Raw genomic sequence first — 18,379 nt, 5'->3', positions numbered from 1 at the left:
TGGGGAGAACGCAATGAAGACGATGAACACGCAGCGTGGCATGACCCTGACCTCGTTCCTGACGGTCCTGATCGTGGTCGGTTTCTTCCTCTACATCGGCATGAAGCTGTTCCCGATGTACCAGGAGTACTACGCCGTGCGCTCGGCGATGAAGAGCCTGGCCAATGAGCCGGGCGTGGGCAGCATGGAGCCGTCGCGGATCCAGGACCTGTTCTTCAAGCGTCTGTACATCAACTACTCGGACAATGTGAAGCCAGCCAACGTGAAGTTCGACCGTCGCGACAATGGCTGGACCCTCAAGGTCAACTACGAAGTGCGCCGCCCGCTGATCGGCAACCTCGATGTGGTTGGCAAATTCGATTCATCCCAGGACCTGACCCGAAGCGGTGCCGAATAAACCTTTCCAACGTGGCGACCTGATCGGTCATCCCTTCCGCGATGAAGCCCTGCTCAAGCAGGCGCTGACCCATCGCAGTGCCGGCGCGCCACACAACGAACGCCTGGAGTTCCTGGGCGACAGCATCGTCAACATGATGGCGGCCGAGGCGCTGTACCGACGCTGGCCCAAGGCCGACGAAGGGGCGATGACCCGTGCCCGTGCCGAGCTGGTGCGTGAAGGCGCGTTGGCGGTGATCGCGCGCACCCTGCAGCTGGGCGAGCGGCTGACCCTGGGCCCGGGCGAAATGAAGTCGGGCGGCCATCGCCGCGACTCGATCCTGGCCGATGCGGTTGAAGCCGTGGTGGCCGCGATCTACCTGGATGCCGGCTTCGAGGCCTGCCGGGCGGTGGTACTGCCCTGGTTCAGTGCTTCGATCGAGGCACTGCCGGCCTCCGGCCGCCCCGAGAAGGACCCCAAGACCCGTCTGCAGGAATGGCTGCAGGCCCGACAGAAGGCGTTGCCGCAGTATGAACTGGTGTCAGAATCCGGTGACGACCACGCCAAGCACTTCCGGGTACGCTGCAACGTAGCCGACCCGGCCGCCAGCACCGAGGGCGAAGGCGCCTCGCGGCGGCTTGCCGAACAACAGGCGGCTGCGGCCGTCCTAGAACAACTGGATTCCAAGTGAGCGAACAAACTCCCCATCATTGCGGCAGCGTGGCCGTCATCGGCCGCCCGAACGTGGGCAAGTCGACCCTGACCAATGCCCTGGTCGGCGCCAAGGTCAGCATCGTTTCCAACCGCCCGCAGACCACGCGTCATCGCCTGCTGGGCATCGCCACCTACCCGGAAGGCCAGCTGGTGCTGGTCGACACCCCCGGCCTGCACAAGGTGCAGAAGCGGGCGATGAACCGGGTGATGAACCGCGCCGCGCGCGGCTCGCTGGAAGGCGTCGATGCCGGCCTGCTGGTGATCGAAGCCGGCCGCTGGGACGAAGAGGACAGCCTCGCCTTCAACGTGCTGCGCGATGCCGGCATCCCCGTGGTGCTGGTGGTCAACAAGATCGATCGCCTGAAGGAAAAGGGCGCACTGCTGCCGTTCCTGCAGCAGGTGACCGAGGGCCGCGATTTCGCCGCCGTGCACCCGATTTCCGCGCAGAAGCGCAACGGCCTGGAAGCACTGGTGCGCGACGTGCTGAAGCTGCTGCCGGAAGCCCCGCCGATGTTCGGCGAGGACGAGATCACCGATCGCAGCCAGCGTTTCCTGGCCGGCGAACTGGTGCGCGAGCAGCTGATGCGCCAGCTGGGCGAAGAACTGCCCTATGCCACCACCGTGGAGATCGAGCGTTTCACCGAGGATGGCAACCTGCTGCGCATCGGTGCGGTGATCTGGGTCGAGCGCGAAGGCCAGAAGGCCATCGTGATCGGCAAGGGCGGCGCCCGCCTGAAGGAGATCGGCGCCAAGTCCCGCTTGCAGATGGAACGTCTGTTCGGTGCCAAGGTGTTCCTGGAGACCTGGGTGCGCGTGCGTGAAGGCTGGTCCGACGACGAGGCCGCACTGAAGGCCTTCGGTTACGAGTAAGCCATTGCAGTCGCTTCGATGATGATCGAGGACGACACCGGCTTCGTGCTGCATGCACGGGCCTACCGCGAGACCAGCCTGCTGGTCGAAGTGCTGAGCGCGCAGCACGGCCGTATCGGCCTGCTCGCGCGTGGCGTATCCACGGCCAAGGGCCAGGTGCTGCGCGCCGCCCTGCAGCCGCTGCAGTGGATCCGTTTCAGTGCCCAGCAGCGCGGTGAACTGGCCCAGCTGCGTGGCGCCGAGGCGCTGGATGCCGCACCGCGGCTGGTCGGCCAGGCGATGCTGGCCGGCTTCTACCTGAGTGAGCTGACCCTGCGCCTGGCCCCGCGCCAGGACCCCCTGCCTGAGTTGTACCTGGCCTACGGCGAAGCGCGCGCGCGGTTGGCGGTGGGCGCCGGCCTGGCCTGGACCCTGCGGCGCTTCGAGCGTGAACTGCTGGCCGCACTGGGCCTGGGCTTCGAGCTGGACAGTGCCAGTGATGGCCAGCCGATCGACCCGGCGGCACGTTACGAACTGGACCCGCAGGAAGGGCCGCAACGACTGCTCAGCGAGCGCGGCGGCGAGCGCCGCGCCGCCGCCACCGGCTCGGCATTGCTGGCGTTGGCGGCCGACGAGGAGCCCCAGGCAGCCGACCTGGCCAGCCTGCGCCTGCCGATGCGGCGGGTGCTGGCCCATCATCTGGGGGCCAAGGGCCTGAAGTCCTGGGAACTGCTGGAGCAGCTGGCTCCCCGACGGTAGGGGGTGTTGGGCAGGGCTTGCAGCCCTGCACCTGCCGAAGTCGAAGCAACAGCAAAAGCTGGCTATCCGTGGGTAGGCGGGGTGGGTCGGGTTGCGGGAGACGCCGTAAACCCGTCCCTGGGGCTTGGCCGCGGCATCCATGCCGCGGACACTCCCGCAACCGGACCCACCCCGCCTTCGACAGATTCTTGCGAGCTGTTGGACATGCCGACAGGGTCAGATCCGTTTTCCTTCGGAAAACGGATCTGACCCCAGTTTGAATTTCGATATCTGACGGATGTGTCGACCAAGGTCGACACCTACCAACAGCCGAGTGAACCTGTCGAAGGCGGGGCGGTATCGGAGTGCGGGGTGTCTGATCTGGCCCCCCGTCAGCGGACGCCAAGAAGCGATACTTTGATCGCACTTGGAGGTCCCTTATGTCCCGTCTCACCCGTCGTAGCTACACCGATGAGTTCAAGCACCAAGCCGTGGAGTTGGCCGAGTCGCTCGGGCCTGCCGCAGCGGCCCGTCAGCTAGAGATGTCGGTCAAGACGCTGGCAAATTGGCTTGACGCGGTCCGTGCTGGCCGGTCGTTGACCTCTGAGGCTCGCAGGCCGGCCACCGATCTGGAAAGCGAGATCAGCCGCCTTCGGGCCGAGAACGCCAATCTGAAGATGGAGCGGGAAATCCTAAAAAAAGCGGCGGCGTTCTTTGCCAGAGAGTCCAAGTGAGGTACGCCTTCGTCGCCAGTCAAAGGACTCACTACCCGACTAGGTTGTTGTGTCGGGTTCTTGGAGTTTCTATCTCTGGATTCCATGACTACCTGCGCCGGCAGTGTGCCCAAACGTGCGATGTCGATTCGGCCCTCCGTACCGAGCTTCGGGCCATTCATGTGACCAGCAAGCGCAGTTATGGGCGACGTCGGCTGGTCGAGGCCTTACGAGCCAGGAATCACCCGGTCGGCCACAAGCGCGTGGCACGGCTAATGGCCCAGGAGCGAATCCAGGGCAAGACCAAAGGCCGATCTCGACCCAAGTCCTCCGGCGGCTCATCTCAGCTCGCCCCCAACCTGCTGGATCGGCAATTTGCCCCCGGAACCGGACCGACGGCGTGGGTCGGGGATATCACGTATGTCCCCACCCGTCAGGGATGGCTGCATCTGGCCGTGGTCATCAGCGTCCAGACCCGGCAGGTGCTGGGCTACAGCGTTTCCAAGCGCCTGACTGAAGAGCTGGTGGTGAAAGCATTTGCCAATGCTTGGGCTCTGCATCCACAACGACCCGGCCTGATCTTCCATTCAGATCGTGGTGGGCAGTACTGGGGGAACCAGTTTCGCCAGCTGCTGCAGTCCCATGACGTGGTCCAAAGCATGAGCCGGCCTGGCAATTGCTGGGACAACGCGGTGGCCGAGAGCTTCTTTGCGACGCTCAAGACAGAAGAGGCTGCCGAGCCTTACGCCAGTAGGGAACAAGCCAGCCAATCCATCGCTGCTTACATCCACGGCTTCTATAATCCAGCCCGGCTACACTCGGCGCTGGGCTATCGCTCGCCTAACAACTACGCCCGGCAGCTCCCGGCTGTCGCATGAAACGGCTTCATGGCGTCCGTTTTCAGGGGGCCAGATCAGTCAGCCGCATGGATGCGGCTGCCAAGCCCCCATGGACGGGTTTACGGCGTCCCCGCACTCCGATACCGCCCCGCCAACCCACGGAATGCCAGCTTTTGCTGTTGCTGTTGCCGTTGCCTTGGCTTGAAGCCTCTGCGGGTGCAGGGCGCAGCCCTGCCGAACACCCCTCAGTGCAGGAGCGCTGCCACCGCGGCGCGGAACCCGTCCTGGGCCTGCCCGGACTCCGGCGCATGATGCAGCTGCCGCACCGCGCGTCCCAGCCGTGCCGCCCCGACAAAACCACAACTGGCCTGCAACCGGTGCAGCTGGCTGCGCAGCTGGCGCTCGTCGTGCTGGTCCACCGCCTGCTCGACCGCGTCGCGTACCCCCGGCAACTCGGCCAGGAACAGCTCGCGCAGGGCGATCAGGTGGTTGCGCTGGCCATTGAGCGCGGCCAGTGCCGCGGTCTCGTCCCAATCCTGCACCTGCAGCTCGACCGCTGCCGGTGCCTGGGCAACGAAGATCCCCGCCGGGCTGTTCACCAGCGCGCGCCGCACCGCCTTCAGCAGCTGGTCACGGCCCAGCGGCTTGACCAGCGTGTCGCTGAAGCCGGCTTCGCGCAGGCGGGCATGAATGGAGGTGTCGCCGTCGGCGGTATGCGCCAACGCCGGGGTATCGGGATGCGAACGGCGCAGCTCGCGCAACAGTTGCGCGCCATTGCCGTCCGGCAGGTTGACGTCGATCAGCCACAGGTCATGCGCGCCGGGCTCGGCGCTGGCCAGGGCACTGGCCAGGGAATCTGCGGTGTCCACGTCAGCCGGTAACGTTTCCAACGCCGCTTTGAAAAAACCGCGGCTGATGATGTCGTCCTCGACAAGCAGGAAGCGGGGCCGGCTGGCCCGCGGGGTCATCTGCATCAGGGCTGCCTCCATGTCAGCTGGTGCAATCATCAAGCACGGCGGCGGCGGGCGCAAGCGGGTCCGGACCCTGCCGGTCAGGATCTGCGACAATACGCCCCCTTTTTTGCCCGCAGCCAGTCGCCACGTGGCCCGATCCCGCTCCCGCATCGACCGTACCCCGTTCCAGACCGAGATCCTCGACCTCAGCCATGATGGTCGCGGCGTCGCCCGCCGTGAAGGCGAGGGCGGCAAGGTCACCTTCGTCAGCGGCGCCCTGCCGGGCGAGGTGGTCATGGCGGAACAGACCGCCCGCAGCCGCCATTTCGACGAGGCGCGCACCATCGAGGTGCTGCAGGCCTCGCCGCAGCGCGTGGCCCCGAAGTGCCCGCACTTCGGCACCTGCGCCGGCTGCGTGCTGCAGCATCTGGACGAAGACCAGCAGATCGTCGCCAAGCAGCGCGTGCTGATGGACAACCTGGAACGCATCGGCCATGTGAAGCCGGGCGCCGTGCTGCCGCCGCTGGTGGGCGAGAGCTGGGGCTACCGCCGCAAGGGCCGCTTCTCGGTGCGCCGGGTCGAAAAGAAGGACAAGACCCTGGTGGGCTTCCGTGAACAGGATCCGCGCTTCGTCGCCGACCTCAGCCAGTGCCTGACCGTGATCCCCGAGATCGGCACCAAGGTCGAGGCGCTGTCCACCTTCATCGAATCGCTCGATGGCAAGCGTGACATCCCGCAGATCGAGTTCATCGCTGGCGACCAGGCCGTGGTGCTGACCGTGCGCCACCTGCAGCCGCTCAGCGATGCCGACCGTGCGGCCTGGGCCACCTTCGGCCAGCAGCATGGTTTCGTGATCTACCTGCAGTCTGGCGGCGTGGACACCGTGCAGCCGCTGGACGGGCAGGGCGTGCCGCTGTCGTTCCGTCTGGCGCCGTGGGACGTGGAACTGGCATTCCGCCCGCTGGACTTCATCCAGGTCAATGCCAAGCTCAACGAGAAGATGATCGCCCACGCCCTGGACCTGCTGGAACCGGGTGAGGACGAGCGCGTGCTGGACCTGTTCTGCGGCCTGGGCAACTTCACCCTGCCGCTGGCGCGCCGCGTGCGCGAAGTGGTCGGCGTGGAAGGCGACGCCGGCCTGGTCGCGCGTGCGCGTGAGAACGCCGAGCGCAATGGCCTGGCCAACGCGCAGTTCTTCAGTGCCGACCTGACCCAGGACCAGCGCAGCACCCCGTGGATGCGCCAAGGCTTCGACAAGCTGCTGCTGGACCCGCCGCGTTCGGGCGCGATCGAAGTGCTGCAGCAGCTGCCGCTGAAGCAGTTCAAGCGCATCGTCTATGTCAGCTGCCATCCGGGCTCGCTGGCGCGCGATGCCGGCTATCTGGTCAACGAGCAGGGCTTCACCCTGGTCAGTGCCGGCGCCATGGACATGTTCCCGCACACCGCACATGTGGAAAGCATCGCGGTGTTCGAGAAGCGCTGACAGGCTGTCATGCCCATCGCGCATAATGGCGCGATGGGCATCGAAATCGAACGCAAATTCCTGGTCAGCAGTGACGGCTGGCGCACCGCCGCGCACCGGGTGATCCCGATGGCGCAGGGCTACATCAACGACATGGGTGCGCTCGACCGCGGCACCCAGAACGCCTCGGTGCGGGTGCGCATCGAAGGCGATCACGCTGCGCTGAACCTGAAGTCGCGCACCATCGGCCACACCCGCCAGGAGTTCGACTACCCGATCCCGGTGGACGATGCGCGCGCATTGCTGGCGCTGTGTGTCGGCGGCCTGATCGACAAGCGCCGTCATCTGGTCGAACACGCCGGCCTGACCTGGGAAGTGGATGAATTCCTTGGCGACAACGCCGGTCTGGTGGTAGCCGAGGTCGAGCTGGACAGCGCTGACCAGATCATCGACCTGCCGGACTGGGTGGGCGCGGAAGTGACCGACGACGCCCGCTACTACAACGTCGCGCTCGCCAGCCACCCCTATTCACAGTGGTGAAACCCTGAGAAGGGGGACGGAGGGGATTAGCTCGTCTTTACCCCGCCTGTGTGGAAAGCGACTTAATCCCCTCCGTCCCCTTTATTCGGCGGGAGCGGGCCCCATGTGGCTGGGATGAGAATCGACATCTACTCTGACGTGGTCTGCCCCTGGTGCTGGATCGGCAAGCATCGTTTCCAGCAGGGCGTGCAGTTGCTGGGCGCCGATGCGCCTGAACTCGACGTCCATTGGCAGCCGTTCCAGCTGGATCCGGACGCGGACGCCACCCCGGTACCGCTGCGCGAGGCTTATGTGCGCAAGTTCGGCGGCACCGAACGTACCGAGCAGATCCTCAGCCAGACCCAGACCACCGCGCGGGCCGAGGGCCTGCCGATGGATTTCAACCAGGGCCAGGTGCGGGTGACCACGCTGCCGGCGCACCGGGTGCTGTGGCTGGCCGGGCAGCACGACGTGCAGGACGCGGTGAGCGAGGCGCTGTTCCGCGCCCACTTCGAGCAGGGCCAGAACCTGGCTGACCCGGCGGTGCTGATCAAGGCCGGCGTCGCTGGCGGTCTCGATGCGGGTGAGATCGCGCAGATGCTGGCCTCCGATCGCGGCCTGGCCGAGGTCGACGCCAAGCTGGCACAGGCCCATGCGCTGGGCATTTCCTCGGTGCCGACCTTCGTCATCGATGGGAAGTGGGCCATTTCCGGCGCGCAGCCGCCGGAGGCGTTCGCCAATGCGCTGCGCCAGATCGCCGCCGAGCAGGGGGCCCCGGCAGCTTCGGCTGACGGCGACGAGGCCTGCGGCCCGGACGGCTGCAAGGTCTGAGCCGGGCGGGGGCAGGGCCCCTGCGGGGATCCGACCCCGGGGTCAGACCCCACGCGTTCCTTGTGCCTTGACCACTGCGCCTGTCGGCCGGTTCTGCGACAATGCGGCACTGCGCCATGCGGGCGCGCGTTGTGGAGATCGACCATGCTGCTGATCGGCGTTGCCGGCACCGAACTGACCGCCCAGGAACGTGACTGGCTGCAGCACGATGCCGTGGCCGGAGTGGTGCTGTTCAAGCGCAACTTCGCCTCGCGCCAGCAGGTGACCGATCTGAGTTCGGCCATCCGCGCCGCCGCGCCGCGCCCGCAGCTGATCTGCGTGGACCAGGAAGGCGGCCGCGTGCAGCGTTTCCGCGAGGGTTACAGCGATCTGCCGCCGCTGCAGGACATCGGTGCGCTGTACGCCACCGACCCGCAGCAGGCCTTGGCACTGGCCGAACAGCACGCCTGGCTGATGGCCAGCGAGGTGCGCGCCAGCGGCCTGGACCTGAGCTTCGCCCCGGTGGTCGATCTCGGCCGCGGCAACCGCGCCATCGGCAACCGTGCCTTCAGTGAAGACCCGCAGGTGGTGGCCGCGTTCACCGCCGCCTATGTGCGCGGCATGCACGCGGTCGGCATGGCCGCCACGCTCAAGCATTTCCCCGGCCACGGCACCGTGCTCGAAGACACCCACGTCGATACCGCGATCGACCCGCGCGCGCTGGACGAACTGCGTGCGCAGGACCTGGTGCCGTTCCAGGCCGGCATCGCCGCCGGTGCCGATGCAGTGATGATGGCGCACGTGATCTACCCCCAGGTAGCGCCGGAACCGGCGGGCTATTCGCCGCGCTGGATCCAGGACATCCTGCGTGGCGAACTCGGCTTCCGTGGCGTGGTGTTCTCTGACGACATCGGCATGGCCGCCTCGCACCGCGCCGGCGGTGTTTCCGCGCGCGTGCACGCCCATCTGGACGCCGGCTGCGACGTGGTGCTGGTCTGCCACCCGGAGCTGGTCGATGAAGCCCTGCACGCGGTGCAGGGGCGCTCACTCAATACCGCTGCGCTGCTGGGCCTTCTCGGCCGCGGCGCGCTTGGCTGGGACGGCCTGCTGGCCGATGTCCGCCATGGCGACACTCAATCCCGTCTGCTTGAAACCCTTGGAAGAACCGTCTGATGCCCAACCTCACCATTTCCCAGGCCCTGGCCCAGGCTGACCTGCTGGTCGACCGTCCCACCATCGACAAGGCCATCGCCGGTATCGCCGACGCCATCGCGCGCGATTACAAGGGCGAGGTGCCGCTGTTCCTGTCGATCATGCACGGTGCGTTGCCCTTTGCCGGCCAGCTGGCGCTGGAACTGGGCGCACGCGGCCAGGACGTGCAGTTCGATTACCTGCACGCCACCCGCTACCGTGGCGAAACCACCGGCGGCGACCTGGTCTGGAAGCACAAGCCGGCCACTTCGCTGTTCGGCCGCCGCGTGCTGCTGGTCGATGACATCCTCGACGAGGGCTACACCCTGCAGGGCGTGCGCACCTGGTGCCTGGAGCAGGGCGCGACCGACGTGCGCATCGCCGCGATGACGGTGAAGAAGCACGACCGCGCGCTGCCGGACGTGACCGCCGACTATGCCGGCATCGAACTGCCGGACCGCTACGTGTTCGGCTTCGGCATGGACGTCAATGAAACCCTGCGCTGTGTGCCGGCCATCTACGCAATGAAGGAATAACGGCGCAGCCGCCCGCGGCGCGTCCTTTCCACCGCCGGCATCCTCGGGTGCCGGCGTTCGTCTTTTCATGGAGTGCTTCGAATGCAAGAAATTGCCCTGGCCGTGATCGGCGGTACCGGTGTCTACAACCTGGCCAAGCTCGACGACGTGCAGACCCACGAGGTCGATACGCGCTTTGGCCGCCCGTCCGGCCCGGTGCGCGTGGGCACGCTGCTGGGTCATCGCGTCGCCTTCCTGGCGCGCCATGGTGAAGGCCACTCGCTGCCGCCGCACAAGATCAACTACCGCGCCAACCTGGCCGCGCTGCAGCAGCTGGGCGCGCAGCGCGTGCTGGCACTGAACACGGTCGGCGGCATCACCGAACACTTTGGTCCGCGCGTGCTGGCCTGCCCGGACCAGATCATCGACTACACCTGGGGCCGCATCAGCACCATCTGTGAAGAAGAAGGCACCGACGTGGTCCACGTCGATTTCGGCCACCCCTACACGCCCATGCTGCGCAGCAAAATCCTGGCAGCGGCCAAAGTGACCGGTGTCACGGTCCGTGACGGTGGCTGCTACGGCGCAACGCAGGGCCCGCGCCTGGAAACCATCGCTGAAATCGCCCGCATGCGTCGTGACGGCTGCGACCTGGTGGGCATGACCGGCATGCCCGAAGCGGCGCTGGCACGGGAGCTGGGCCTGGATTACGCCTGCCTGGCGATCATTGCCAACTGGGCGGCGGGCTGCGGTGATGGCGAGGAGATTACGATGGCCGAAGTGCTGGCCAACGTGCAGGCGGCCAGCAACGGACTTCCGGAACTGGTGGGCGAATTGGCACGGGGGTGATTGTCTTCCCCGAGCAAGCTTTGCATACTCAGCTTGTGCGCGGGTTCAGCGTACACCACCCATTCATTGCATAAGGTCTCGCATCACCATGCCGAACGGTACCGTCAAGTGGTTCAACGACGCCAAGGGATTTGGCTTCATCTCGCCGGAGGATGGCAGCGCCGACGTGTTCGCGCACTTCTCCGCCATCAACTCCAAGGGCTTCCGCAGCCTGCAGGAAGGCCAGCGTGTCACCTATGACGTGACCCAGGGCCCGAAGGGCGCCCAGGCTTCGAACATCACGCCGGCCGAGTGATCCACTCGACAGTGCGTTGAAAACCCCGCTCCGGCGGGGTTTTTTTTGCGCGGCATGCCCGCGGCCCGTTCACGATCCACCCGCCTCGGGCACAATGCAGTCATGACGGAACGACTGCGCATCGCCGTGATCGGCTACGGCACCGCTGGACAGGCAGTGTCCATCCTGCTCACCCGTGATGGCCACGAGGTGGAGATCTTCGAACGCGTGCCCACGCCGGGGCCGGTGGGCGCCGGCTTCCTGCTGCAGCCCAGCGGCCTGCAGGTGCTGTGGCAGATGGGCCTGCTGGATGCGGTGCGCGCGTATGCCGCGCCGGTGCACCGCCTGTATGGCGACACGCCGTGCGAGCGCGCGGTGATGGACATGCGCTACGACGGCCTGGATGCGCGCCTGCATGGCCTGGGCATGCAGCGGGGCGCATTGTTCTCGCTGCTGGATCAGGCGCGCGCGGGCGCAGGCCATCTGCATGCGGGCGTCACCATCACGGCGGTGGACGCTGGGCAGGGCCGCCTGCGCGACAGTGAAGGCCGCATGCACGGCCCGTTCGATCTGGTGGTGGCCGCCGATGGCGCGGCTTCTACGCTGCGCGGCACGATCGCCGGTGGTGCCGGGCTGGATCGCGTGTATCCGTGGGGAGCGCTGTGGTGCCTGTTGCCGGCCGAAGACTGGCCGCACGTGCAGGAGCTGCGGCAGCGCTACGTGGCCGCGCGCAAGATGATTGGCCTGCTGCCGGTTGGTACGCGCCCGGGCGATGACACGCCGCGCCTGAGCTTCTTCTGGAGCCTGCCACGTGCTGATTTCGAGCGCTGGCAGGCCGATGGCATGACGCCTTGGCTGGACGAGCTGCATGCACTGTGGCCGCAGGCCAGCGCGCGCTTCACCCACTTGCGCGATGCCGGCCAGCTGGCGCGCGCGGTCTATCGCGATGCAGTGATGACGCGTTGGCACCAGGGCCGCATGGTGCTGGCAGGCGATGCCGCGCACGCGATGAGCCCGCAACTGGGGCAGGGCGTGAACATGGCACTGCTCGATGCGTTGGCATTGCGCGATGCCGTTCGCACGCATGGCGGTGGTGCCGAAGCGTTGCAGGCGTATCAGGCGCAACGCAGGGCACACGTTGCGGTCTACCAGCGCTGGAGCCGTTGGTTGACGCCGCTGTTCCAGTCCGACCGCGACGCTTGGGCGAAGGCGCGCGATGTGCTGCTGGGCCCGATGGGGCGCCTGCCCGGAGGCCGTGGCCACATGCTGCGTGTGCTCAGTGGCACGCAGCATGGCTGGTTCGGTGCGCTCGCATTGCAACCGGCCTTTGTCGACGCAATGGCGATGGTGGCGACGCCTCGCATCAGCGCGATCACCGCCAGTGCGTGAAGCATGCCGTCACGTGAATTAACGGTTGCCTCACCGCAGGTGTGCGAGAAGTAGGTTGCACGCGATCGCGCGTCGCCCGTTTTCCTTTCCGTGATCAACATCGCGCGTGGCCCGGGCTGCGCTGCCGTTGCGGCCTGTTGCGGCCCGGACGTGCCGCCTGATGTTGAAGAGGAGGATGCCATGTTGTTCGCGGTCCAGGAGCTGGAATCGGAAATCTGCAAGCTGCGCGGCCTGCTGCAGATGCTGCACGAGGACCAGCCCGACGTACTGGAAGACGTGTTCGAGTTCCACGTTGGCAGCCTGATCAGCCATGCGTCACCGGAACACCACGCACGCATCCGCACCTGCGCGCAGGAGATGCTGGCGACGGTCCAGTCCCTGCCGCGCCGGCGCGAGGATGACACGCCCGATTTCCAGCTGATGCCGCAGCTGGACATCCGCCCGGCCTGAGTCAGGCGACCGGCAGTTCCACCAAGCCGCTTTCCACGCAGGCGACCATCTGTTCGCCGCGAGCGGGCACAGGCACGATTCCGGCAGTGAATGCGGAGAACGCCGGCAGGATCGTCGTCCGGTCACGCAACCAGAATGCGGGGAAGCGCCTTCGCAAGGGCGCCAGAGCGATCTGCGGATGCAGATGTCCTGCGATCACGTGCAACGCTGCATCGGGCGCCGGCTCATGGCGAAGCAGGAACGGTGGCAGCTGTACGTCATCGTGGATCTGAACCTGCAGCTGTGCATGCGGCAGCTGCCGGTCGTGGTTGCCGCGAATGACGTGTACGTCCAGCGATGCGTTGCGTTCGCGCCATCCCAGCCACTGCTGGTACCACGCGGCGCGATGCGCCGGTCCATGCAGGATGTCGCCCAGGATCCACAGTTCGCGGCAGGCATGCAGGTCCAGAAGCCGCTGCAGGCGTTGCAGGTCTTCGCCGGTGCCGCCGCTGGGCAGCGCGATGCCGGCACGTCGGAATACATCGGCCTTGCCAAGGTGCAGGTCTGCGATCAGCAGTGCCTGCCGCGCGGGCCAGTACAGCGCACGCGCGCCCAGCAGAACCACGGACTCTCCGGCAAGCCGCAGCGGCAGTTCATCGGCCATGGCGGCGCTCCAGCTGCTGCGCCGCGCGTTGTACGCGTGTACGCCAGTCTTCGTTGCTGAACTGGCCGCGCAGGCGTTCGGCCCACAGTGGAAAGCCCAGTGGCGTGAGTGAGGAAGGGCGCTGCACCGACAACCGTTGCGTGCCGATGCGCTCCAGTACCTGCTGCAGGCCCGGCAGGTCGAGGCTGTCGTACAGCACTTCACGTTCCGCCAGCGCCAGCAGCAGGTGATCCGGATCGTGTTCGCGCAGCACGTCGTACAGCAGGCCTGCGGACGCCTGCAGCTGGCGCAGTGACCGTGGCATGCCTCCGGGCAGGCTGGGTACCAGCAGGCCCGCCACGCGCGCGATGCCACGGAACTGGCGTCGCGCCAGCTCGCCCAGGTTCACCGCCGCGCGCAGATCATCCAGCAACTGGTCGTTGCTGAACAACGCGCGCCACTGCGCCGCATCCAGATCGATGGTCTGCGCCGGTGCCAGCACCAGGCCGTGATCGTTCACCGCATAGCCGATGCTGTTGCGTTGCTGGCGGGTGCAGCGCAGCGCCAACAGTGCCGCCAACGCTTCGTGCAAGTGGCGGCCGGCAAAGGGATAGACGAACAGGAACTGGCCGTCGCGGCGCCTCACGTCTTCCAGCAGCAGATGATCCGCACCGGGGCGTGCGGACAGGCGTGCCTGCAGTGCCAGCAGGGGCGCCAGCCAGCGTGATTCCGCGCTGTCATCGCGACCGGACAGTACCGCTTCCAGTTCGCGGCCGAGCGCCATCGACAACGGCAGCTGGCCCCCTTGCCAGCGCGGCACCACACCGTCACCGCGCCCGCGTGCCAGCCGCACGAACGCAGTCATGTCGCGCAGCTGCACCAGTTCCAGCAGGCGCCCTGCGAACTGGAAGCGGTCGCCGCGACGCAGGCGGCTGGCGAACTGTTCTTCCACTGCGCCCAGGCCGCCTCCACGCAGGAACTGCACGCGCACGCTGCCATCGCTGCTGATGGTTCCGATCGACAACCGGTGCCGCAGCGCCTGCCGACGATCGTGCATGCGGTAGCAGCCATCGGCGTCACGCACGACTTTGTGGAAATCGGGGTACTGGGCCAGGGCCTGGCCGCCTTGCACGATGAACGTCAGCACGGCCTGCCATGAGGCATCGCCGAGCGACGCGAAGGCATGCGTACGCCGCACCTGCGCCAGCAGCGCGTCACCGTCGAAGCCGCCGGCCAGTGCGCGGCTGACCGCATGTTGGGCCAGCACATCCAGCGACAGCGTCGGCGGCCTGCGTGCTTCGACCACGCCTTCGGCCAGTGCACGGCGCACGGCGGCGTACTCGGCCAGCTCCAGCGCATGGCTGGGGATGCACAGGATGGCGCCGCGGGCGCCGGGGCGGTGGCGTGCACGCCCGGCACGCTGGCGCAGCCGGGCAACGCCCTTCGGGCTACCCAGCTGCAGCACCTGGTCGACCTCCGGGAAGTCGACGCCCAGGTCGAGGCTGGACGTGGCGACGACGCAACGCAGCGTGCCCGCGCGCAGGCCGTCCTCCACCTGTTGGCGCAGTGCCGGGTCCAGCGAGCCGTGATGCAGTGCCAGCGTATCGGGGGCTTCCGGCCAGACCGCCGCCAATGCCTGGTGCCACAGTTCGGCCTGCGCCCGGGTATTGGTGAACAGCAGGCTGCTGCGCGCCTGCATCAGCGCATCCAGCACGCGCGACAGCTGTGCCAGCCCCAGGTGCCCGGCCCACGGAAAACGTTCGCCGGGTTCCGGCAGCAGGCTGCGCACGCTGATCGCGCGCGGGCGAACGCCCTGCACGATCGGTGCATCCGGCTGGTCAGGCAGCAGCACGTCGCGGGCCTGGGGCAGATTGCCCAGCGTGGCCGACAGGCCCCACAGCTGCAACGAAGGGGCGGCTTCGCGCAGCACGGCCAGGTTCAACTGCAGCAGCACCCCACGCTTGTTGCCCAGCAGTTCGTGCCATTCGTCCACCACTACACAGCGGAGCTGGCGCATGCGGGGCAGCGTATCGGGATAGCTCAGCAGCAGCGCCAGCGATTCCGGCGTGGTCACCAGCACGTCGACGCGGCCCTCGCGTGCCTGTCGTCGCTCGCGGCTGCTGGCATCGCCGCTGCGCAGGCCGACCCGCCAGCCCAGCCCCAGTCCATCGACCACCGTCTGCAGCGCGCGCGCGGTGTCGCTGGCCAGTGCGCGCAGCGGCGTCACCCACAGCACCTGCAGTGGCCGCACTGCACTGGCGCGGCGGAGTGGCGGTGGCGGATCGATCATCGCCTGCAGCAGCGGCCCACCGAACATCGCCAGTGTCTTGCCGCTGCCCGTAGGCGTATGCAGCAAGCCGGATTCGCCAGCGAGATAGTGACGCCACATCGCGCGCTGGAACGGCAGCGAACGCCAGCCGCGACCGGCGAACCAGTCTTCCAGCCGGCGCAGCGCCTGGCTGCGCGTCATCGCGCCAGGGCCTGCAGGGCGGCGAGCTGGTCGGCTTCGCTGGCCGGCTTGTCGTGGCGCCAGCGCAGGATGCGTGGAAAGCGCACGGCGATGCCCGACTTGTGCCGTGAGCTGCGGTTGACCGCCTCGAAGCCCAGCTCAAACACCTGCTCGGCACGCACGCTGCGCACCGGGCCGAAGCGCTCGCGGGTATTGGCGCGGATCCAGCGGTCGAGCGCGAGGATATCCTTGTCATCCAGGCCCGAGTAGGCCTTGGCGACCGGCACCAGCGTGTCGCCGTCCCAGACCCCGAAGGTGTAGTCGGTGTACAGCGTGCTGCGCCGCCCATGGCCGGCCTGGGCGTACAGCAGCACCGCATCGAGGGTGAGCGGATCGACCTTCCATTTCCACCAGTCGCCGCGGCGGCGTCCGCTCTGGTAGGAGGACGTGCGCCGTTTCAGCATCAACCCCTCCACGCCGCGTTCGCGTGCAACATCGCGCATCGCGGCGGCCTGCGGCCAGTCGTCTGCTGCGACGTCGGGCGAAAGCTGGATCCGCGCATCATCCAGCGCACCGATGACCTCGGCCAACTGTGCACGCCGTTGCTGAAGCGGCAGCCCGCGCAGATCCTCGCTGTTGCGTTCCAGCAGATCGTACGCCAGTACGCGCACCGGCGTATTGCGCAACGTCGCCGCGCCCGGCTTGCGGCGCTGGATGCGGGTCTGCAGTGCAGTGAACGCGCGCGGCAGGTTGCCTGCTTCGTCCCACGCCAGCAGCTCACCGTCCAGCACGCAGCCCTCCGGCAGCGCCAGCGCTGCGTGCTCGATCTCGGGAAAGCGGCCATCCAGTCGTTCCTCGCCGCGCGACCACAGCGCCACCTCGCCACGGCGGCGCAGCAGCTGCAGGCGGATGCCGTCCCATTTCCACTCCAGCAGCCAGTCGTCGATGGGCCCGAGGCGCTCGGCCGGATCGCCTTCGAGCGGCGAGGCGAGGAAGAACGGGTAGGGCTGCTGCCGGTCCGATGGCAGCTCGCCCGGCGACAACAGCTGGGACAGCACGCCCGGCGAGGGCACCCACTCGCCGAGCATGCGCTGGGCAATGCGTGCGATGTCCAGGCCGGACCATTCGGCCAGTGCCTGCTGTACCAGGCGTTGCGAGACACCCACCCGCAGGGCGCCTGTCAGCAGCTTGTTGAACACCAGGCGTTCGCTGGCCGGCAATTGTCGCCACCCCGCGAGCACGGCGGCCCGGCGTTCCTCCTCGGGCCGGTTGGCGACGGCCAGCAGGTGCTGTTCGATCCAGTCGGCCAGCGGGCGGTCGGGGGCAACCTGCGCCGGATCATCCAGCAGCAGGGTCAACGTTTCGGCCAGGTCGCCCACCTGCGCATAGCTGTCCTCCACCAGCCATGGCGGCAGGCCCGATTCCTCGCTCACCCACGCGCGCAGTTCGCCGCTGGCGGCGATCTTCCGGCGTGCGCCGCCCACCTTGCCGCCGCTGAGCAGGTACAGCGCCCAGGCCGCGTCATGCGCGCGCGCCTGGCGGAAGTAGTCGACCAGCGCCGCACGCTTGTCCAGCGTGGCGGTGCTGCGGTCCAGACGCTGGTAGAGCGCGGCGAAGCTCTTCATTCCTCGCTCCCGAAATCGGTGCGGAAGGCTTCAGCCGCCACGCCGCGCTCGCGCAGGAACGGGATCAACGCATCGGTATTGCCATGGGTGGCGATGACCCGCCGTGCGCCGGTCTGCTCAATGGTCTGCAGCAGCGCGGGCCAATCAGCGTGATCGGAAATGACGAAGCCACGGTCGACGTTGCGTCGCCGCCGATTGCCGCGCAGCTGCATCCAGCCCGAGGCGAAGCCGAGCTGATGGCGGCCGAAGCGGCGCATCCAGGGCGTGCCGGCCGCCGAAGGAGGGGCGAGGATCAGCTGGCCTGCGGCATCGGGTTGGCGCCCCTGCTCGGCAACGGTGAGCGTTTCCAGCATCGGAATGCTGGCCTGCCGGTACACCGCCACGCCGTTGGCGATGGCGCCATGCAGCCAGGCTGGGCGGTCGTCCAGTGGCAACAGCTCGCCCAGCACCCGCTGCGCCTTGCCGAGTGCATAGCACAGCAGGATCGCCGCTTCGCCACGTTGCTCGCATTCGCGGCGCCACGCCACGATTTCCGCAGCCACCGCAGGCGTGTCCGGCCAGCGGTAGATCGGCAGGGCGAACGTCGCTTCGGTGATGAACGTGTCGCAGGGCACCACTTCGAAGGGTGTGCAGGTCGGGTCCGGTTGGCGCTTGTAGTCGCCGGATGCCACCCAGACCTGTCCGCCATCGTCGATGCGCACCTGCGACGAGCCGAGCACATGACCGGCAGGATGCAGCGATACCTGCACCTGTCCCAGCCGGAAGGGCACGCCCTCGGCATGCACCTGCACCGGCACATCGCCCAGCCGCCAGCGCAGGATGGGCAGGCTGCCTTCGCTGCAGTGGTACTCGCCCATGCCCGGGCGCGCGTGGTCGCCGTGGCCATGGGTGATGACCGCGCGCGGAACAGGGCGCCACGGATCGATATGGAAATCGCCAGCTGCGCAGTACAGCCCTTCCGGGCGCAGCACCACCAGATCATCATTGCCTGCCATGCGGCCACTGTGGCGTGCGCCTCGTGCACGGGGTGAGAACCGGCCTG

At 67.5% G+C, this 18,379-nt stretch carries 20 protein-coding genes; 15 read left to right on the top strand and 5 right to left on the bottom strand.

Features of this window, described 5'->3' with window-relative positions:
• Window positions 1-13 precede the first annotated feature (13 nt).
• From QP512_RS14925 to QP512_RS14900, 6 genes are all read left to right on the top strand, one after another.
• Window positions 14-397 (top strand): DUF4845 domain-containing protein, encoded by a 384-nt coding sequence (locus QP512_RS14925; protein ID WP_286069394.1) that lies wholly within the window; start codon window positions 14-16, stop codon window positions 395-397.
• On the top strand, window positions 387-1,067 hold the full coding sequence (rnc, locus tag QP512_RS14920) for a ribonuclease III (protein WP_286069393.1): 681 nt from the start codon (window positions 387-389) through the stop codon (window positions 1,065-1,067). Before QP512_RS14925 ends, rnc begins: the two co-directional genes overlap by 11 nt.
• Complete coding sequence (gene era / locus QP512_RS14915) at window positions 1,064-1,960, top strand: GTPase Era (RefSeq protein WP_005410599.1); 897 nt, start codon at window positions 1,064-1,066, stop codon at window positions 1,958-1,960. Before rnc ends, era begins: the two co-directional genes overlap by 4 nt.
• 18 nt (window positions 1,961-1,978) lie before the next feature.
• On the top strand, window positions 1,979-2,698 hold the full coding sequence (gene recO / locus QP512_RS14910; protein WP_286069392.1) for a DNA repair protein RecO: 720 nt from the start codon (window positions 1,979-1,981) through the stop codon (window positions 2,696-2,698).
• 419 nt (window positions 2,699-3,117) lie between these two features.
• On the top strand, window positions 3,118-3,411 hold the full coding sequence (locus QP512_RS14905) for a transposase (protein ID WP_286069090.1): 294 nt from the start codon (window positions 3,118-3,120) through the stop codon (window positions 3,409-3,411).
• Window positions 3,408-4,268: an IS3 family transposase gene (locus QP512_RS14900; protein ID WP_286069091.1), complete on the top strand. Its 861-nt coding sequence runs from the start codon at window positions 3,408-3,410 to the stop codon at window positions 4,266-4,268. Before QP512_RS14905 ends, QP512_RS14900 begins: the two co-directional genes overlap by 4 nt.
• A 206-nt stretch (window positions 4,269-4,474) precedes the next feature.
• Here QP512_RS14900 and QP512_RS14895 read toward each other — a convergent pair whose 3' ends face one another.
• On the bottom strand, window positions 4,475-5,203 hold the full coding sequence (locus tag QP512_RS14895; RefSeq protein WP_286069391.1) for a hybrid sensor histidine kinase/response regulator: 729 nt from the start codon (window positions 5,201-5,203) through the stop codon (window positions 4,475-4,477).
• A gap of 127 nt (window positions 5,204-5,330) precedes the next feature.
• On the opposite strand from QP512_RS14895, the gene rlmD reads away from it, so the two are divergent.
• From rlmD to QP512_RS14850, 9 genes are all read left to right on the top strand, one after another.
• A complete protein-coding gene (rlmD, locus tag QP512_RS14890; protein ID WP_286069389.1) occupies window positions 5,331-6,665 on the top strand; it encodes a 23S rRNA (uracil(1939)-C(5))-methyltransferase RlmD in 1,335 nt (444 codons plus the stop codon).
• Between the two features lie 33 nt (window positions 6,666-6,698).
• Window positions 6,699-7,184 (top strand): CYTH domain-containing protein, encoded by a 486-nt coding sequence (locus QP512_RS14885; protein ID WP_286072053.1) that lies wholly within the window; start codon window positions 6,699-6,701, stop codon window positions 7,182-7,184.
• A 114-nt stretch (window positions 7,185-7,298) separates the two neighbouring features.
• Entirely contained in the window at window positions 7,299-7,994 is a 696-nt protein-coding gene (locus QP512_RS14880) for a DsbA family oxidoreductase (RefSeq protein WP_286069388.1), read from the top strand.
• A gap of 144 nt (window positions 7,995-8,138) precedes the next feature.
• Entirely contained in the window at window positions 8,139-9,146 is a 1,008-nt protein-coding gene (nagZ, locus tag QP512_RS14875) for a beta-N-acetylhexosaminidase (RefSeq protein WP_286069386.1), read from the top strand.
• The gene (locus tag QP512_RS14870) at window positions 9,146-9,700 is read left to right on the top strand and encodes a hypoxanthine-guanine phosphoribosyltransferase (protein WP_005410592.1); all 555 of its coding nucleotides are present in this window, start codon (window positions 9,146-9,148) and stop codon (window positions 9,698-9,700) included. Before nagZ ends, QP512_RS14870 begins: the two co-directional genes overlap by 1 nt.
• A gap of 81 nt (window positions 9,701-9,781) precedes the next feature.
• Window positions 9,782-10,528, top strand: coding sequence for an S-methyl-5'-thioinosine phosphorylase (locus tag QP512_RS14865; RefSeq protein WP_286069383.1), 747 nt, complete (start codon window positions 9,782-9,784; stop codon window positions 10,526-10,528).
• Between the two features lie 88 nt (window positions 10,529-10,616).
• On the top strand, window positions 10,617-10,823 hold the full coding sequence (locus QP512_RS14860; protein ID WP_005410590.1) for a cold-shock protein: 207 nt from the start codon (window positions 10,617-10,619) through the stop codon (window positions 10,821-10,823).
• 102 nt (window positions 10,824-10,925) lie between these two features.
• Window positions 10,926-12,191, top strand: coding sequence for an NAD(P)/FAD-dependent oxidoreductase (locus QP512_RS14855; protein WP_286069380.1), 1,266 nt, complete (start codon window positions 10,926-10,928; stop codon window positions 12,189-12,191).
• A gap of 180 nt (window positions 12,192-12,371) precedes the next feature.
• A complete protein-coding gene (locus QP512_RS14850) occupies window positions 12,372-12,641 on the top strand; it encodes a hypothetical protein (protein ID WP_286069379.1) in 270 nt (89 codons plus the stop codon).
• A gap of 1 nt (window position 12,642) precedes the next feature.
• On the opposite strand, the gene pdeM is transcribed toward QP512_RS14850, so the two are convergent.
• The 4 genes from pdeM to QP512_RS14830 are packed head-to-tail and all read right to left on the bottom strand — an operon-like array spanning window position 12,643 to window position 18,332.
• Complete coding sequence (gene pdeM / locus QP512_RS14845; RefSeq protein WP_286069377.1) at window positions 12,643-13,284, bottom strand: ligase-associated DNA damage response endonuclease PdeM; 642 nt, start codon at window positions 13,282-13,284, stop codon at window positions 12,643-12,645.
• Complete coding sequence (locus QP512_RS14840; protein WP_286069376.1) at window positions 13,274-15,733, bottom strand: ligase-associated DNA damage response DEXH box helicase; 2,460 nt, start codon at window positions 15,731-15,733, stop codon at window positions 13,274-13,276. The genes pdeM and QP512_RS14840 overlap by 11 nt, the downstream gene beginning before the upstream one ends.
• Window positions 15,730-17,337, bottom strand: coding sequence for an ATP-dependent DNA ligase (locus QP512_RS14835; protein WP_286069375.1), 1,608 nt, complete (start codon window positions 17,335-17,337; stop codon window positions 15,730-15,732). Before QP512_RS14835 ends, QP512_RS14840 begins: the two co-directional genes overlap by 4 nt.
• Complete coding sequence (locus tag QP512_RS14830; protein WP_286069374.1) at window positions 17,334-18,332, bottom strand: ligase-associated DNA damage response exonuclease; 999 nt, start codon at window positions 18,330-18,332, stop codon at window positions 17,334-17,336. The genes QP512_RS14835 and QP512_RS14830 overlap by 4 nt, the downstream gene beginning before the upstream one ends.
• Between the last annotated feature and the right edge of the window lie 47 nt (window positions 18,333-18,379).

Source organism: Stenotrophomonas sp. 57, assembly GCF_030291075.1.
Classification (GTDB): Bacteria; Pseudomonadota; Gammaproteobacteria; order Xanthomonadales; family Xanthomonadaceae; genus Stenotrophomonas.
This window is presented reverse-complemented; position numbering and strand designations above follow the sequence as displayed.

Excerpts from the sequence above, each read along its gene's own strand:
- QP512_RS14925 (WP_286069394.1), top strand. The coding sequence starts at position 14 with ATGAAGACGATGAACACGCAGCGTGGCATGACCCTGACCTCGTTCCTG.
- recO (WP_286069392.1), top strand. The coding sequence starts at position 1,979 with ATGATGATCGAGGACGACACCGGCTTCGTGCTGCATGCACGGGCCTAC.
- QP512_RS14905 (WP_286069090.1), top strand. The coding sequence starts at position 3,118 with ATGTCCCGTCTCACCCGTCGTAGCTACACCGATGAGTTCAAGCACCAA.
- QP512_RS14895 (WP_286069391.1), bottom strand. The coding sequence starts at position 5,203 with ATGCAGATGACCCCGCGGGCCAGCCGGCCCCGCTTCCTGCTTGTCGAG.
- QP512_RS14885 (WP_286072053.1), top strand. The coding sequence starts at position 6,699 with ATGGGCATCGAAATCGAACGCAAATTCCTGGTCAGCAGTGACGGCTGG.
- QP512_RS14880 (WP_286069388.1), top strand. The coding sequence starts at position 7,299 with ATGAGAATCGACATCTACTCTGACGTGGTCTGCCCCTGGTGCTGGATC.
- nagZ (WP_286069386.1), top strand. The coding sequence starts at position 8,139 with ATGCTGCTGATCGGCGTTGCCGGCACCGAACTGACCGCCCAGGAACGT.
- QP512_RS14870 (WP_005410592.1), top strand. The coding sequence starts at position 9,146 with ATGCCCAACCTCACCATTTCCCAGGCCCTGGCCCAGGCTGACCTGCTG.
- QP512_RS14865 (WP_286069383.1), top strand. The coding sequence starts at position 9,782 with ATGCAAGAAATTGCCCTGGCCGTGATCGGCGGTACCGGTGTCTACAAC.
- QP512_RS14860 (WP_005410590.1), top strand. The coding sequence starts at position 10,617 with ATGCCGAACGGTACCGTCAAGTGGTTCAACGACGCCAAGGGATTTGGC.
- QP512_RS14855 (WP_286069380.1), top strand. The coding sequence starts at position 10,926 with ATGACGGAACGACTGCGCATCGCCGTGATCGGCTACGGCACCGCTGGA.
- QP512_RS14850 (WP_286069379.1), top strand. The coding sequence starts at position 12,372 with ATGTTGTTCGCGGTCCAGGAGCTGGAATCGGAAATCTGCAAGCTGCGC.
- pdeM (WP_286069377.1), bottom strand. The coding sequence starts at position 13,284 with ATGGCCGATGAACTGCCGCTGCGGCTTGCCGGAGAGTCCGTGGTTCTG.
- QP512_RS14840 (WP_286069376.1), bottom strand. The coding sequence starts at position 15,733 with ATGACGCGCAGCCAGGCGCTGCGCCGGCTGGAAGACTGGTTCGCCGGT.
- QP512_RS14835 (WP_286069375.1), bottom strand. The coding sequence starts at position 17,337 with ATGAAGAGCTTCGCCGCGCTCTACCAGCGTCTGGACCGCAGCACCGCC.
- QP512_RS14830 (WP_286069374.1), bottom strand. The coding sequence starts at position 18,332 with ATGGCAGGCAATGATGATCTGGTGGTGCTGCGCCCGGAAGGGCTGTAC.